15 protein-coding genes are annotated in these 15,966 nt (G+C 68.7%); 10 read left to right on the top strand and 5 right to left on the bottom strand.

The genetic code is table 11. The features are described 5' to 3' along the window. Positions 1-6: 6 nt before the first annotated feature. From ACTHJF_RS13165 to ACTHJF_RS13150, 4 genes are all read right to left on the bottom strand, one after another. Positions 7-162, bottom strand: coding sequence for a DUF3309 family protein (locus ACTHJF_RS13165; protein WP_404632089.1), 156 nt, complete (start codon positions 160-162; stop codon positions 7-9). A gap of 171 nt (positions 163-333) precedes the next feature. Next, positions 334-852, bottom strand: coding sequence for an adenine phosphoribosyltransferase (locus tag ACTHJF_RS13160; RefSeq protein ID WP_440267508.1), 519 nt, complete (start codon positions 850-852; stop codon positions 334-336). Between the two features lie 25 nt (positions 853-877). Further along, positions 878-1,801 carry a DMT family transporter gene (locus ACTHJF_RS13155; RefSeq protein WP_440267507.1) on the bottom strand — a complete coding sequence of 308 codons (924 nt, stop codon included), beginning with the start codon at positions 1,799-1,801 and terminating at the stop codon, positions 878-880. Positions 1,802-1,809: 8 nt separating this feature from the next. After that, positions 1,810-2,088: a putative signal transducing protein gene (locus ACTHJF_RS13150; RefSeq protein WP_440267506.1), complete on the bottom strand. Its 279-nt coding sequence runs from the start codon at positions 2,086-2,088 to the stop codon at positions 1,810-1,812. A gap of 129 nt (positions 2,089-2,217) precedes the next feature. Between ACTHJF_RS13150 and ACTHJF_RS13145 the strand changes: the two genes are divergently transcribed. The 9 genes from ACTHJF_RS13145 to ACTHJF_RS13105 all read left to right on the top strand — a co-directional run bounded on the left by ACTHJF_RS13145 (position 2,218) and on the right by ACTHJF_RS13105 (position 11,618). Then, positions 2,218-3,972 carry a glutamine--tRNA ligase/YqeY domain fusion protein gene (locus tag ACTHJF_RS13145; protein WP_440267505.1) on the top strand — a complete coding sequence of 585 codons (1,755 nt, stop codon included), beginning with the start codon at positions 2,218-2,220 and terminating at the stop codon, positions 3,970-3,972. 11 nt (positions 3,973-3,983) lie between these two features. Then, positions 3,984-4,541: a nucleoside deaminase gene (locus ACTHJF_RS13140; protein WP_440267518.1), complete on the top strand. Its 558-nt coding sequence runs from the start codon at positions 3,984-3,986 to the stop codon at positions 4,539-4,541. Beyond that, a complete protein-coding gene (locus ACTHJF_RS13135) occupies positions 4,538-5,254 on the top strand; it encodes a TVP38/TMEM64 family protein (protein WP_440267504.1) in 717 nt (238 codons plus the stop codon). The genes ACTHJF_RS13140 and ACTHJF_RS13135 overlap by 4 nt, the downstream gene beginning before the upstream one ends. A gap of 89 nt (positions 5,255-5,343) precedes the next feature. Next, complete coding sequence (locus ACTHJF_RS13130; RefSeq protein WP_440267503.1) at positions 5,344-5,604, top strand: WGR domain-containing protein; 261 nt, start codon at positions 5,344-5,346, stop codon at positions 5,602-5,604. Positions 5,605-5,712: 108 nt separating this feature from the next. Further along, entirely contained in the window at positions 5,713-6,786 is a 1,074-nt protein-coding gene (hemE, locus tag ACTHJF_RS13125) for a uroporphyrinogen decarboxylase (RefSeq protein ID WP_440267502.1), read from the top strand. 287 nt (positions 6,787-7,073) lie between these two features. After that, positions 7,074-8,771: a methyl-accepting chemotaxis protein gene (locus ACTHJF_RS13120; RefSeq protein ID WP_440267501.1), complete on the top strand. Its 1,698-nt coding sequence runs from the start codon at positions 7,074-7,076 to the stop codon at positions 8,769-8,771. A gap of 11 nt (positions 8,772-8,782) precedes the next feature. Then, a complete protein-coding gene (locus ACTHJF_RS13115) occupies positions 8,783-9,616 on the top strand; it encodes a CheR family methyltransferase (RefSeq protein ID WP_440267500.1) in 834 nt (277 codons plus the stop codon). Continuing rightward, positions 9,613-10,086, top strand: coding sequence for a chemotaxis protein CheD (locus ACTHJF_RS13110; RefSeq protein WP_440267499.1), 474 nt, complete (start codon positions 9,613-9,615; stop codon positions 10,084-10,086). Before ACTHJF_RS13115 ends, ACTHJF_RS13110 begins: the two co-directional genes overlap by 4 nt. 11 nt (positions 10,087-10,097) lie before the next feature. Then, the gene (locus ACTHJF_RS13105) at positions 10,098-11,618 is read left to right on the top strand and encodes a chemotaxis protein CheW (RefSeq protein WP_440267498.1); all 1,521 of its coding nucleotides are present in this window, start codon (positions 10,098-10,100) and stop codon (positions 11,616-11,618) included. A gap of 27 nt (positions 11,619-11,645) precedes the next feature. Here the strand turns inward: ACTHJF_RS13105 and ACTHJF_RS13100 are convergent, their stop codons facing one another. Beyond that, complete coding sequence (locus tag ACTHJF_RS13100; protein WP_440267497.1) at positions 11,646-12,533, bottom strand: glycoside hydrolase family 16 protein; 888 nt, start codon at positions 12,531-12,533, stop codon at positions 11,646-11,648. Between the two features lie 312 nt (positions 12,534-12,845). Here ACTHJF_RS13100 and ACTHJF_RS13095 point away from each other — a divergent pair, with 312 nt between their 5' ends. Further along, complete coding sequence (locus tag ACTHJF_RS13095; protein WP_440267496.1) at positions 12,846-15,803, top strand: valine--tRNA ligase; 2,958 nt, start codon at positions 12,846-12,848, stop codon at positions 15,801-15,803. Positions 15,804-15,966 lie beyond the last annotated feature (163 nt).

The following is a 15,966-nucleotide window of genomic DNA, read 5'->3' as shown; positions in this document are numbered from 1 at the left end:
GCGACGTCAGATCCGACCGAGCAGCCACAGCACCACCAGGATCACCAGGATCACGCCGACGATGCCCGACGGGCCGTAGCCCCAGCTGCGCGAATAGCCCCAGGTGGGCAGGCCGCCGATCAGGGCGAGGATGAGCAGCACGATGAGAATGGTGACAAGCATGGACGGTCCCTCCGTTGCGATGGATCGCGCCGCAGGCGGCGGCACGCAGCCGCGGCCACAGGCCGCGCTTGCCGCGCACCGTCACCTGCGCGCGGTGTCCGAGCCGTCAACGAACAGCGAAGAGCGCCCATGCAGCGATGCCTGGTTCAGCCCGGTGAGCACGCTTTCACGTCAGTAGTGCAGCAGACCGTGCAGCAACGGCGTGCCCTGCCAGCGCGATCGCCCGCCGAGGGCATCGAGCTCGATCACCACTGCCGCGCCCATCAGCTGCGCACCGAGCTGCTCCACCAGCGCTCGGGCCGCGAGTAGAGTGCCGCCGGTGGCCAGCACATCGTCAACCAGCAGCGCGCGCTCGCCGGCGCGGAGCGCGTCGTCGCGAGCCTCCAGGCGGTCACGGCCGTATTCGAGCTGGTAGTCCACCCCGGTCACCGGCGGCGGCAACTTGCCTGGCTTGCGCAGCGGCACGAAGCCGGCGTTGAGCTTCTGCGCCAGCGCGGCACCGAAGATGAAACCGCGTGATTCGATCCCGCACACCGCCTGCACGCCCTGCCCCAGCCAAGGCTCGGCCAGCGCGTCGATGCAGCGCGCGAAGGCGCTGGCGTCAGCCAGCAGCGGGGTGATGTCGCGAAACACGATGCCGGGCTGGGGGAAATCGGGCACGGCACGAACGTAGGCGGCGAGCGGATGCATCGGCAGGTTCCGAAAAAGGGGGCGATCAGGCAGCGCGACGCGGCCGCCACGTGCCGAGCAGGATACCGGCCAGCGCCACGATCAGGCCGCACCAGTCCAGCGCCACGGTGGGACGGGCGAACAGCGCCACGTCCAGCACGAACGCCAGCGCCGGCTGCAGCAACAACAGCAGGCCCACCAGCGAGGCCGGCAGGCGCGGCATCGAGCGCACGATCAGCAGCCAGGCGACCACCTGGCCGAGCAGACCCAGCGCCAGCAGCGAACTCCAGCCGCGCAGCGTGACCAGCGCCAGCGACTCGCGCTCGATCACGCACCACGCGCCCAGCGCCGCCGCACACAGCAGGCTCATCAAACCGAGGAACTGCGCCGGCGCCAGCGCGGTGCGCCCGGACAGCGCGCGGCGAAAGCTCAGCAGGTAGACCGTATAGGCAAGGCAGCTGGTCAGGCCGAACCACACGCCGAGACGATGCGCCGCATCGAACAGCGACCAGTGCGCGCCCACCAGCAGCCACAGCCCCGCCAGTGCCAGCACCATGCCCGGCCAGAACGCCGGCGCCAGCCGCTCGCGATAGGCCACCACGCCCACCAGCGCGAGCAGGAACACCTGAAAATTGGTCAGCAGCGTGGCCACGCCCGGCCCCACCCACAGGATCGAGCGATGCCACAGCAGCAGGTCGCCGGCCAGCCCCAGCGCGGGCAGCAGGGCTAGCAGCACATCGCGACGACCGATCGGGCGCCAACGGCCGGTCACAACCACCCAACCCAGCAGCGCCACGCCACCGAACAGCATCCGATAGAACGCCGACACCGCCGGCGCCACCTGCGCCAGCACCACGAAGATGCTGGTGCACGAGAGCAGCGCCGCGCCGGCCACCATCGCCAGCACGTCGGCGCGGTGCGGCAGCGCGGTCGCTCCCGGCAGCGCCGGATCGGTCGAAGAGGCAGCCATCGATGGGCTCAGGCGATGAGCGGGCCGGACAGGCCCGGATCGGCGTCCCAGTCGGCCGACGCGGCGCGCGATTCCGCCAGCGCCCGCTCCACCTCGGCCACCACGCGGTCGGCGGCCTCACGCGCCGCCTCGGGCACCATCACCGCCACGTAATCCATCGCCGGCAGCTGGCCCACGCCGCCGGTGAGGTATTCGCCGGTGACGAAAGCGGGGATCTCGGCACGCTCCAGTGCGTCCTTCACCAGGTGGGCATCGATCAGGGTTTCGGCGCGGTAGGCGATGTGCATACCCTGCACGCTAGTGCGGATGCGACACCCCGGCAAGCGCGCTGCCGCGGGGCGTGCGGGTGGCTGGCAACGTGCGACCGGGTAAACTCGGCAGCTTTCCGCCCACGCGTCAGCGAGCTGAAGTCCCCGATGTCCAACGAAACCCCCAGCGCCCCGTCCAGCCCCGCGTCCGACGCGCCGCGCGACTTCATCCGCCAGATCATTCGCGACGACCTGGCCAGCGGCAAGCACGCCAGCACCCGCACGCGCTTCCCGCCCGAGCCCAATGGCTACCTGCACATCGGCCACGCCAAGGCGATCTGCCTGAATTTCGGCATCGCCCAGGAGTTCGCCGGCGGCTGGTGCAACCTGCGCCTGGACGACACCAACCCGGGCAAGGAAGACCCCGAGTTCGTCGAGGGCATCAAGGACGACGTGCGCTGGCTCGGCTACGACTGGCACGAGCTGCGCCACGCCTCGGACTACTTCGAGGTGTTCTACCGCGCCGCGATCAAGCTGATCGAGGACGGCAAGGCCTACGTGGACGACCTCAATGCCGACGAAGTGCGCGCGTACCGCGGCACGCTCACCGAACCGGGCCGCAACTCGCCGTTCCGCGACCGCAGCGTGGCGGAGAACCTGGACCTGTTCCGCCGCATGCGCGCCGGCGAGTTCGAAGACGGCAGCAAGACGCTGCGCGCGAAGATCGACATGGCCTCCGGCAACATCAACCTGCGCGATCCGGCGATTTACCGCGTGCGCAAGATCGCCCACCAGAACACCGGCGACGCCTGGCCGATCTATCCGATGTACGACTACGCGCACTGCCTGTCCGACGCGCTGGAGTCGATCACCCACTCGCTGTGCACGCTGGAGTTCGAGGACCACCGGCCGCTGTACGACTGGTTCGTGGATGCGGTGGACCTGCCCAACCACCCCGAGCTGTGGCAGCCGCTGGTCGACGCCGGGCTGGAAACCAAGCCCAGCAAGCCGCGCCAGATCGAGTTCTCGCGCCTCAACCTCAGCTACTCGATCACCTCCAAGCGCAAGCTTGCGCAACTGGTGAACGAAGGCCACGTGGACGGCTGGGACGATCCGCGCATGAACACCCTGCGCGGCCTGCGCCGGCGCGGCTTCACTGCGGCCAGCATCCGCCTGCTGATCGAGCGCCTGGGCGTGTCCAAGCAGAACAGCGTGATCGACTACGCCGTGTTCGAAGGCTGCGTGCGCGAGGATCTGGACGCCACCGCTCCGCGCCGCATGGCGGTGCTCGATCCGCTCAAGCTGGTGATCACCAACCTGCCCGAAGGCCACGAGGAAATCCTCACCTTCGCCAACCACCCCAAGGACGAGAGCTTCGGCAGCCGCACCGTGCCGTTCGCGCGCGAGGTGTGGATCGAGCGCGACGATTTCGCCGAGGTGCCGCCGAAGGGCTTCCACCGACTCAAGCCCGAGGGCGAGGTGCGCCTGCGCGGCGTCGGCATCGTCAAGTGTGAGGCGATCGTCAAGGACGTCGACGGCCACGTGACCGAGGTGCGCTGCACGCTCGATCCCGAATCGCGCCACGGCCTGCCCGGTGCCGACCGCAAGGTGAAGGGCACCATCCACTGGGTCAGCGCTGCGCACGGCGTGGCCGCCGAGGTGCGCCTGTACGACCGCCTGTTCGCCGTGCCCGCGCCGGACGACGAAAGCGACGGCAAGAGCTGGATCGAACACATCAACCCGGAGGCCAAGCGCGTCATCACTGGCTGGGTCGAGCGCGCCGCCTCGCTGGCTGAGCCGGAGCAGCGCCTCCAGTTCGAGCGGCTGGGCTATTTCGTCGCCGACCGCGTCGACCACCACGCGCACCATCCGGTGTTCAACCGCGTGGTGACGCTGCGCGATACCTGGGCGAGCAAGGTCTGAGTCCGGTGGCGATGCTTCCGATCCAGATCCATCTCACCCTGCCGCCTTGGCTGGGCGACGTGGCCGACACCGCGCGCCGCTACCTCACTGACGAGGAACGCGTGGGGCTGGCGATCGAGCTGTCGCGCCACAACGTGGCCAACGGCAGCGGCGGCCCGTTCGGCGCGGCGGTGTTCGACGGCGAAGGGCGGCTGATCGCCGCCGGCGTGAACCGGGTGATCCCGCAGAACTGCTCGGTGGCGCACGCTGAGATGATGGCGTACATGGGCGCGCAGCAGCGGCTGCAGCGCTTCCGCCTCAATGAGGATGGCGGCCGCTACGTGCTGGCCACCAGCGCGCAGCCGTGCTGCCAGTGTTACGGCGCCACCGTGTGGGCGGGCATCGACGAGCTGCTGATCGGCGCGCGCGCCGCCGACGTCGAGGAACTGACCGAGTTCGACGAAGGCCCGCTGCCGGCGGATTGGACCGGCGAGCTGGAGCGCCGCGGCATCGCCGTGCGCCGCGACATCCTGCGTGATCAGGCGCGCACCGTGCTGGCCGCGTACGGCGAAAGCGGGCCGGGCTATTGAGCCGGCTGCGTGCCGCGCTGCCGCTGATCCTGCTGGTGCTGGCCGGCATCGCGCTGTATGCGTCCGGCACGCTGGCGCAGTTCAGCCCGGAATACCTGGTGGCCCATCAGGAGCGCCTGCGCGCGGAGATCGCCGCCGCGCCGTGGCTATCGCGGCTGGCCTACATCGGCCTGCTGACGCTGGGCATGGCCACCGGCATTCCGGGCACCATCCTGATCATCCTCGCCGGCGGCTTCGCGTTCGGCGTGGTGGAGGGCACGATCTATTCCTCCATCGCGCTCACGCTGGGCTCGCTGATCCTGTTCCTGGCCAGCCGCTACGCGTTCGGCGCCGGGCGCAAGCATCCGCCCGCGCTGGTCGAGCGCCTGCGTCACGGCTTCGCCCACCATCCGGTGAGCTACACGCTGTTCCTGCGCTTCGTGCCGGTGCTGCCGTTCGGTGCGGTCACCGTGTGCCTGGCCTGGCTGCGCTGCGGACTGTGGCTGTTCCTCGGCGCCACCTGGCTGGGCGGCACGGTGACGCTGGTGTTCGAAAACCTGGTCGGCGCCGGGCTGGGCGATGCGCTCAGCCAGAGCGACCACATCGGACTGGGCCTGCTGTTCCATCGCAGCGTGCTGCTGCCGCTGGGCGGCATCGCGCTGATCTCGCTGCTGCCGCTGCTGGCCGAGCGGTTCACGCGCCACCGCCGCATGGTGCCACCACCGGAGCACTGAGCCGGCGCGCTCGCGCCATCCGCCCGGGCCTTCTAGAATGGCGGGCTCGCGGCCCGCTGGCCGCACCCGAATCGCCTCCCCCGGACGCCATGCGCCTCTACCTGCAAACCCCGCCCGCCTCGACCGAAGCGCCGCGCTATGTCCAGATCGTGCTCGAGCAGGATCTGCTCGGCGGCTGGACGCTGTACCGCGAAACCGGCACGCAGGGCGGCAAGGCCACGCTCAAGCGCGAGCAGTATCTGGAACGCGAAGCGGCCATCGCCGCGTTCGAGAAGGCGCGCGACGCCCAGCTCAAGCGCGGCTACCGCGTGATGTTCAGCCAGGGCATGGATGGGCCCCATTCGCGCTGAGAGCCCGGCGCGTCTCGGTGCACGATTCCCCATGCGCTCTGACCAGCGGGCCCGCCCAGATCCCGATAAGGACGCATCGGGCTCCAACGATTTCACAAGGTATTCCCGATGGCTCTCGCCCCGCTGAAAAACGACCGCTTCCTCCGCGCCCTGCGCCGCGAGCCCACCGACACCACGCCGATCTGGGTGATGCGTCAGGCCGGTCGCTACCTGCCCGAATACCGCGCCACCCGCGCACGCGCCGGTAGCTTCATGGGGCTGGCGCAGAATCCCGAGTTCGCCTGCGAGGTCACGCTGCAGCCGCTGGAACGCTTCGAGCTGGACGCGGCGATCCTGTTCTCCGATATCCTCACCATCCCCGACGCAATGGGCCTGGGGCTCAGCTTTGCCGCCGGCGAGGGCCCGCAGTTCGCCCATCCACTGCGTGACGCCGCGGCGATCCAGAAACTGGCCGTGCCGGACATGGACGGCGAGCTGCGCTACGTGATGGACGCGGTGCGGCTGATCCGCCGCGAGCTGGACGGCCGCGTGCCGCTGATCGGTTTCTCCGGCAGCCCGTGGACGCTGGCCTGCTACATGGTTGAGGGCCAGGGCTCGAAGGATTTCGCCACGCTCAAGGTGATGTGCTGGAACGAACCGGCGCTCGCCCACCAGCTGCTCGACACGCTGGCCCGCGCCGTGGCGGCTTACCTGATCGCCCAGGCCCACGCCGGCGCGCAGGCGCTGATGGTGTTCGACACCTGGGGCGGTCTGCTCGGCCCGGTGCCGTTCCGCGAGTTCTCGCTGCGTTACATGCAGCGCGTGGTGGAAGCGCTGAAGGCCGATGCGGTGGCCGGCACGCTGCCGGTGATCCTGTTCTCCAAGGGCGCCGGCGCTCACCTGGCCGAGATGGCCGACACCGGCTGCGCCGCGCTGGGCGTGGACTGGACCATCGACCTGGCCGACGCGCGCCGCGCCGTGGCCGGCAAGGTCGCGCTGCAGGGCAACCTCGACCCCGCGATCCTGCGCGCCAGCCCAGACGTAATCCGCCGCGAGGCCCGCGCCGTGCTCGACAGCTACGGCAACCACCCCGGCCACGTGTTCAACCTCGGCCACGGCATCACGCCGGAAGTCGACCCGGAGCACGTGAAAGTGCTGGTGGACGAGGTGCACGCCTACGGCCGCACCTTGCGCGAAAGTTGACGCAGCTCACACTCCGCTCGACCCTGCCCGGCAGTTCCTTGCTCAAGTCCGCGTCGACTTTTGTCGATAACGCGGCGTCAGGGTATGGCGCGGATGTGCCCAGGATGAAACCGTAGTTTTCCACGGCCATCGAATGCGGCTCGCCTCATCTCCCTGCTGATAGTTCCAAGGACGAACAGGCATCGGCCTCAAGCCTCCGTGACCCCGTGTCCGACCGGACACCCTGCCACCGGCCCAGCCGCCCGCACGGTTCGCACGTCACAGGCGCATTGATCACGAGGCTACCCATGGGCAAGGAAATTCCCGATCCGCAGATGGAACTGCAGGAAATGAAGGCGTTGAGCCATGCGCTTAACCGCGTCCAGGCGGTCATCGAGTTCGATCTGAAAGGACGAATCCTCGATGCCAACGACAACTTCCTGTCCCTGCTCGGCTACTCGCTGGAGCATGTGCAGGGCCAGCACCACCGCATGTTCTGCGACCCGACTTATGCGGCCAGCGCCGAGTACAAGAAGTTCTGGGAACGGCTGGGCAGCGGCGCGTTCGACAAGGGCGAATACAAGCGCCTCACCGCCGATGGGCGCGAGGTGTGGATCAACGCCTCCTACAACCCGGTCATGAACAGTGCGGGCAAACCGTACAAGGTGATCAAGTTCGCCACCGACATCACCGCCTCGCGCACCGAAGGGGCCGAGGTGCACAGCAAAATGGCGGCGCTGGACAAGGCCCAGGCGGTGATCGAGTTCGACCTCGACGGGCACGTGCTGCATGCCAACAGCAACTTCCTGGCCACCGTCGGCTACACGCTGGAGGAGATCCAGGGCCGGCACCACCGCATGTTCTGCGACGAGGCCCTTGCCTCCAGCTCGGCCTACGCCGATTTCTGGACCAGGCTGCGCAGCGGCCAGTTCGACTCGGGCCGCTACCGCCGCATCGGCAAGGGCGATCGCACGATCTGGCTGCAGGCCACCTACAACCCGGTGCACGACGTCAACGGACGTGTGCACAAGGTGATCAAGTTCGCCTCCGACATCACCGCCCAGGTGGAACTGGAGGAATCGGTGAAGCGCCGCGCCGAGGAGGACCAGCGCAAGGTCGACGTGTTGCTGCAGACGGTGCGTCGCGCCGCTGCCGGCGATCTCACCGGCGAGATCTCGCCACAGGGTGACGAGCCGATTGACCAGCTCGCCGCCGGCATCAAGCAGATGATGGGCGACTTACGCACGGTGATCGGCAAGGTGATCGAGGGCACCCATGGCTTCACCGCGGAGTCCACCGACATCGCCAGCCAGTCGGGCTCCATGGCCAGCGGCGCACAGCTGCTGGGCGCCACGGTGGAAGAGATGAACGCCACCATCGAAGAGCTCACCGCATCGATCAACTCCATCGCCAGCAACGCGCGCAGTGCCGACCAGCTGGCCAAGGACACCCAGCTCGAAGCCGAGCGTGGCGCCAAGGCGATCGACCGCTCGATCGAGGCGATGGCGCTGATCAACAAGTCCTCCGAGGACATCAGCGAGATCATCAAGGTGATCAGCGAGATCGCCAGCCAGACCAACCTGCTCGCCTTCAATGCCGCGATCGAAGCGGCCCGCGCCGGCGAGCACGGGCTGGGCTTTTCGGTGGTGGCCGATGAGGTGCGCAAGCTGGCCGAACGCTCCTCGCAGGCGGCCAAGGAGATCTCCAAGCTGATCACCGAATCGACCCGGCGTGTCTCCCAGGGCAGCGATGTCTCCAAGGAAGCGGCCGAGGCCTTCGACAAGATCGTGTTCGGCGTGGCGCGCACTACCCAAGCCATGTCCGAGATCTCCTGCGGTGCCGACGAACAGGCCGTGGCGGCCCGCGAAGTCGCCACCGCCGTGCAGCAGATCGCCGAGGAGACGGAGAAGTCGGCCACCACCTGCGACAACATCGCCCGCTCGTGCAATTCGCTGATGACCGGCGCCAGCGAGCTGAGCCGTACCGTCAATCACTTCGCCGTCTGATCGGGGGCACCATGGTCGATACCGAAGCCCTCGCCGATCCGGTCACGCAGCGTGCGCTGTTCGCACAGGTGCGCCGGCATACCGGCATCGTGATGGCGGACCGCAAATGGACGCTCCTGCACGGCCGCCTGCGCCGGCGACTGCAGGCGCTGGCGCTGTCCAGTTACCGCGAGTACCTCTCGGTGCTGGACACTTCGGCCGAGGAGGTCGGGCACTTCATCGACCTGGTGACGACGAACGAGACCTCGTTTTTCCGTACGCCCCGCATCTGGGACTACCTGTGGCACGGCTTCCTGCCGGCCTGGCACGCGGCGCACCCCAGTGGCACGCTGCAGGTGTGGTCGGCAGCCTCCTCCACCGGCGAAGAGGCCTATTCGGTGGCGATGCTGTGCGAGGAGTTCCGCGAGCGGCATCCCACGTTTCGCTATCGCATCCTCGGCACCGACATCGCCCAGCGCGTCCTCGACACCGCGCGCGCCGGGCAATACCTGGGCCGCAACATCGATGGCCTGCGCAAAGTGCGTCCAGCCATGCTGGAGAAGTTTTTCCGGGCCGAGGGCGAGGCACACACCGTGCTGCCGGCCTTGCGCGCCGGGGTCAGCTTTCGCCCGCACAATCTCTACCAGGCGCTGCGCGATCCCACCCGCTTCGACCTGGTACTGCTGCGCAATGTGCTGATCTACTTCGACGAGGCCGGCCAGGAAGCGGTGCTGGAGAACGTGCGCCGGTCGATGGCCGAACGGGCCGTGCTGCTGGTGGGTGAATCCGAATCGCTCAGCCGCATTCGCACCGGCTTTGTGTATCAACAGCCACTGATCTACCGCAACGGTCGCGCAGCGGCATGAACAACCAGGACCTGCACGTGAAGATGTGCGAGGTGCGCACCGGCAGCGGCCGCCAGGTGCTGCGCACCACGCTGGGCTCGTGCGTGGGCATCGGCCTGCTGTGGCGCGGACGCGATCTGTGCGGACTGGCGCACTGCCTGTTGCCCGAGTCGGCCCTGCGTGCGCCGGCGCCTTCGGCCAAGTACGTCACCGATGCCCTGCCCTCGCTGCTGCAACTGATGGGCGCGGCGCACGCTGATCATGCCGAGATCGAGGCCGTGGTGGCCGGCGGCGCCTGCATGGTGCAACCGGTCAGGGTGGCTCCCTACGGCCTGATCGGCGAACAGAACGCACGGATGGCGCAGCGGCTGCTGGCGGAGGCCGGCATCCGGGTGATCCACGCCGATACCGGTGGCACGCACGGGCGCCAGCTCAGCATCGACTGCCACGCGCAGCAGTTTGCGGTCCGCACTTTCGAACGCTTCCACTAAAGGCCTTCGCCATGGACACGCAGCCCCTAGCAACCGCCCCCGCCATGGACACGGCACAGCTGTTCGGCACGTTTCACCTGGGCGACTTCGAACTGGCGCTGCCGATCGGCGCGCTGCAGGAGGTCGTGCCGTTTCCTCCGGCGATAACCCAGGTGCCGCTGGCGCCCCCTCACCTGCTGGGCCTGTTCAACCTGCGCGGCATGCTGCTCCCCATCGCCCACCTGGGCCGCTTCGTCGGCCTGACGGACGATGGCGATCGCGGCGAGGCCCGAATCGCCATCGTGGCCGCGGGCGACGCGCGCCTGGGCGTGCTGTTCGACCGCACCGGCGAAATGCTGCGCCTGCCAAGCCATCGGGTCGTGCCGTTCCGCCACGGCAGCGAGTCGCTGGGGCTGATCGAGAGCGCGTTCCACCTGGACCAGGGTGGCCGCATCGTGCAGGTGCTGTCGGCCTCGGCGCTGACGCGCCTGCCGGGTCTACCGCAAGTGCTGAACCCGGATCTCGCGGCCCAGGCACACGCGCAACGCGCGGCACAGGGGCGGCGGCGGCAGGCGGTGTCGTTCCGCGCCGGCGGCCGGCACATGGCGCTGCCGATGGGGGAAATCCACGAAATCATCCGCGTGCCGGCACTGGAGCACTCGGTGCTGGCCGATGATCGCTGCCTCGGCCGCGTGCACCTGCGCGGCGCCCCAGTGCCGGTGCTCGACTTCGCCCGCTTCCTCGGGCTGGAGCGCTGCTCCCACGGCACCGACGAGCTGCCTGGGCAGAGTGAAGACCTGCGCCGGGTGCTCGTCTTGCGCCAGGGCGACTCCTACCTGGGCCTGCTGGTGGACGAGGTGGACAGCATCGTCGCCTTCCTGGAGGCGCAACTGCTGCCGATGCCGACGATCCCCGGCCAGGCCGGCGTGTTCGCCGGCTGCATCAGCGGCCGCGCCGACGCAGCCGACGATCTGGTGCTGGTCGATGCAACCGCACTGCATGGCGACCCGTTTCTGGCCCACCTGGCCAAGGGGCACCACGACCTGTACCGCAACGAAGACGACGAGGAGGCGGCGCAGCGCTCCAGCCGCAAGGCCACGCGCGAAACCTGGGTGACCTTCCAGCTCGAGCGCCTGATGGGCCTGCGCATCGAGCAACTGTGCGAGGTCATCGACGACGACCCCACACTGATGCGCCCGCCCGGGGCGCCGGCCTATGTGCGCGGCGTGCTCAACCTGCGCCAGCAACTGATCACCGTGGTCGACCTGCGCACGCTCTACGGCATGGTAGCGACCGATGGCACGGTGGCTGGCAAGATCCTCGTGGTGGATCGCGACGGCGAGAAGATCGGCCTCGTGGTGGATGCGATCCACGACATCGTCAGCATCGACCGCGCCGACAAGCTGCGCATTCCCGGCATGGTGGCGCAGCGCCTGGACGCGGAATTGCAGCACGACCTGCACGAAGTGGTCGACCTGCCCGATCAGACCACCGTGATGCTGCTCGATGCGGCTCCCCTGATGCAGCGTCTCAGCGGCGCACGCGTGCACTGACGTGGCGCTGCGCGCCGTTAGCCACCTTCAGGGCGAACCGACGCGCGTCCACACCGCCACGTAGTCCACCACCATCGGGTGGCCTGGCTCGGTCGCTGGCACCGGGGTTTCGCGACCGCCAGAGATGGCATAGGCGAAGTCGCCGCCCATCGCCACGTTGAGCAGCAGGAAGTAGCCGCGCTGGCCGGTGACCTCCTGCCAGGTGGCCGGCGGCAGGCGATCACGGGTGATCACGCCGTAGAGCTGGCCGTCCAGATACCAGCGCAACGCTTCGGGCGCCACGCTGCGGTCCCATTCAAAGGCGTAGGTGTGGAAGCCGCCTTGGCAGCTGGTGGGGGCGCAGGGACTGTGCTGACCGATACCGTTGGGCTCGCCGCACGGGCCGTCGGGGAGCACGCCGCAATGCAGGGTGCCCCACACCAGATTGAGGCCGTTGACGTTTTCCATGATGTCGAACTCGCCCGCCTGCGGCCAGTTGCCGGTGCGGCGAAAGCTCTCGCCCAGCGCCCAGAAGGCCGGCCAGTAGCCGAGCGCCGCCTCGCCGGTGACGTTGGGCATCTGCAGCCGCGCTTCCATGCGCAGCACGCCGCCTTCCGGCGGTCGGAAGTCGTCGCGCTGCGTCTCGATGCGTGCCGAGGTCCACTCGCCTGTCGCGTCGCGCCGCGGCGTGATGCGCAGGTGGCCGTGCCCGTCCAGGCCCAGGTTGGCCGGATCGGTGGTGTAGCGCTGGATCTCGTGCGTGCCCCAGTTCGGCGGGCCACCGGGGTAGCCGTGCCCGACATCGAAGCGCCACAGCGTGGCCGAGGGCAGCTGGCCGGCGGCGCCGTTGAAGTCGTCGCTGAACTGCAGCGTCCAGCCGGCGCGTTCTGGCACCGCGGCCGAAGCAAGGCCTGCGGCCGAGGCCAGCACCAGCATCGCTGAAAGCGTCCACCACCACCGCGCGCGGCGGCCGCGCCCGCTCCGGTCCTGCTGCGCGAACCTAGCCGCGTCCCCGTTCATCCATCGCACGTACATCAAGCCCTGGCACCCGCGGCGAGCCCGCGTCGGGCGATTCTCGCATCCCCGGCACCCGGCAGACCCGGGCCCGCGCCACGCTTGCGTCGGTTGATCGATCGGACCACGCCAGCGTCGGCGCGCTTTGGCAGCCTTGGGCGCGGCCCGTACAATGCCCGCTTTACGCCTTCCACGACGCGCGCCGGCCGGTGCGCGCGCCCTAAGCGAGTCCCCATGGAAAAGAGCTTCGAACCCGCCCAGATCGAATCCACCTGGTATGCCCGCTGGGAAGCCCGCGGCGTGTTCAAGCCGGCCGACGATGGCGACACGGCCAAGGGCGATCCGTACTGCATCCTGCTGCCGCCGCCGAACGTCACCGGCACGCTGCACATGGGTCATGCGTTCCAGCAGACCGTGATGGACATGCTGATCCGCTACCAGCGCATGGGCGGCATGAACACGCTGTGGCAGGTGGGCACCGACCACGCCGGCATCGCCACGCAGAAGATCGTGGAGAACCAGCTCGCCGCCGAGGGCAAGACGCGCCACGACCTGGGCCGCGAGCCGTTCGTCGAGCGCGTGTGGCAGTGGAAGGAGGAGTCCGGCTCCACCATCACGAACCAGATGCGCCGGCTCGGCGTGGCGGCGGACTGGTCGCGCGAACGCTTCACCATGGACGAGGGGCTCTCCGCCGCCGTGCGCAAGGTGTTCGTGCAGTGGTACCGCGACGGCCTGATCTACCGCGGCAACCGCCTGGTGAACTGGGACCCGGCGCTGGGCACCGCGGTGTCCGATCTCGAGGTGGACAACGTCGAGCGCGACGGCTCGATGTGGTCGATCCGCTACCTGACCACCGATGGCGCCGAGTCGGTGGTGATCGCCACCACGCGCCCGGAGACCATGCTCGGCGACGTCGCCGTGGCGGTGCATCCGGAGGATGAGCGCTACGCCCATCTGATCGGCCAGAAGTTGCATCTGCCGCTGACCGGCCGCGAGATCCCGGTGATCGCCGACGACTACGTCGACCGCGAGTTCGGCACCGGCTGCGTGAAGATCACCCCGGCGCACGACTTCAACGACTACGCGATCGGCCAGCGCCATCAGCTCGCGCCGATCACCATCTTCACGCTGGACGCGAAGGTCAACGAACGCGGCCCGGAGAAGTACCGGGGTCTCGACCGCTACGACGCGCGCAAGGCGATCCTCGCCGACCTCGAAGCCGCCGGGCTGCTGGTGGAAACCAAGCCGCACAAGCTCAAGGTGCCGGTGAGCCAGCGCTCGGGCGCGGTGATCGAGCCGATGCTGACCGACCAGTGGTTCGTCGACCTCACCTCCGACACGCTGCGCGACGGCCGCCCGGGCGGGCGCAAGGCGATCACCGAGCCGGCGCTGCAGGCCGTGCGCGGCGGCGATATCAAGTTCGTGCCGGAGAACTGGTCGACCACCTACACACAGTGGCTGGAGAACATCCAGGACTGGTGCATCAGCCGCCAGCTCTGGTGGGGCCACCGCATCCCGGCCTGGTACGACGAGCAGGGCAACATCTTCGTGGGCGAGGACGAGGCCGACGCGCGCGCCAACGCCGTGCAGCCGCCGGTGGGTGCGCTGCGCCAGGACGAGGACGTGCTCGACACCTGGTTCTCCTCCGCGCTGTGGCCGTTCTCCACGCTGGGCTGGCCGATGGAGGGCCCGGTGAGGAACGAGCGCGGCGAGGTGGTCGCTAACTGGGAAAACGACAAGATCTTCCTGCCCAGCGCGGTGCTGGTCACCGGCTTCGACATCATCTTCTTCTGGGTCGCGCGCATGGTGATGGCGACCCTGTACTTCACCCGGCAGGTGCCCTTCCGCGAGGTCTACATCAACGCCATCGTGCGCGACGCCGAAGGCCAGAAGATGTCCAAGTCCAAGGGCAACACGCTGGACCCGCTGGACCTGATCGACGGCATCGCGCTGGAGCCGCTGGTGGCCAAGTCGACCAAGAGCCTGCTGCTGCCGCAGGAGCGCGAGAAGGTCGAGAAGCGCGTGCGCAAGGACTACCCCGCCGGCATCACCGCGATCGGCACTGACGCGCTGCGCTTCACCTTCGCCGCGCTGGCCAGCTACAGCCGCACGATCAACTTCGACATCAAGCGGGCCGAGGGCTACAAGGCGTTCTGCAACAAGCTGTGGAACGCGGCGCGCTTCGTGCTGATGAACGTGGAAGCCCCTCTCCCCACGGGAGAGGGTGGCGCGGATGCGCCGGGTGAGGGTTCGGGCGGAGCGCAGGCTTCCAGTACCTCCGTACCCTCACCCCAACCCCTCTCCCGCGGGGAGAGGGGCTTTGCCGCCCCGGTCACCGAGGCTGAGCGCTGGATCCTCACTCGCCTCAAGCAGACCCTCGTCGAAGTCGAACAGCACTTCGCCAGCTACCGCTTCGACCTGCTGGCGCAATCGCTGTACGAGTTCGTCTGGAACGAGTATTGCGACTGGTTCCTGGAGCTGTCCAAGCCCGCACTGAGCGGCAACGACGCGGACGCAGCGGCCTCCACCCGCCACACCCTGCTGGTGGTGCTGGAGGCGGTGCTGCGCGCGCTGCATCCGATCATTCCGTTCATCACCGAGGAAATTTCCCGGGAGCTGCCGCCGCACTCGGCGCCGCGCGCCGGCGCCGATGCCGCCGAAAACCTGCTGATCCAGCGCGCCTATCCGCGCGCGGCCGACTTCGCCGCCGACGAGGCCGCCACTGCCGAGATCGAATGGTTCAAGGCCGTGCTCTCCGGCGTGCGCAAGATCCGCGCGGAAATGAACATCGCCCCGGGCAAGACCATCCCGCTGCTGCTGGCCGACGGCGACGCTACCGATCGCGCCCGCGCGGCCAAGTTCGCTGCGCAGATCGCCTTCCTCGCCCGCGTCGAGACTCCTCAATGGATCGAACCGGGCGCCGACGAACCGGCCGCGGCGGCCGCGGTGGTCGGCTCGCTGCGCGTGCTGATTCCGCTCGCCGGCCTGATCGACCTCACCGCCGAGAAGGCGCGCCTCGCCAAGGAAATCGCCCGCATCGAGGGCGAGATCAAGAAGTGCGAAGGCAAGCTCGGCAACGCCAACTTCGTTGCCAACGCACCGGCCGAGGTGGTGGCGCAGGAACGCCAGCGCATCGTCGACTGGAACACCACGCTCACCGCCCTGCGCGAGCAGCAGGCCAAGCTCGGCTGATCGCGCCTTTCACTGTAGGAGCCCGCTCGCGGGCGATGCTTTTGCTCATGTAGCACATCGAGGCCAATAAGCATCGCCGGCGAGCGGGCTCCTACAGTGAAAGGCGCGATCAGCCGAGCTTGGCGTGCTGCTCGCGCAGGGCGGTGAGCGTGGTGTTCCAGTC

It is taken from the genome of Dyella sp. (assembly GCF_051962475.1).
Lineage (GTDB): Bacteria > Pseudomonadota > Gammaproteobacteria > Xanthomonadales > Rhodanobacteraceae > Dyella_A.
Note: the sequence above shows the minus strand (reverse complement) of the source record. Positions and strands in the feature narration are given on the sequence as shown.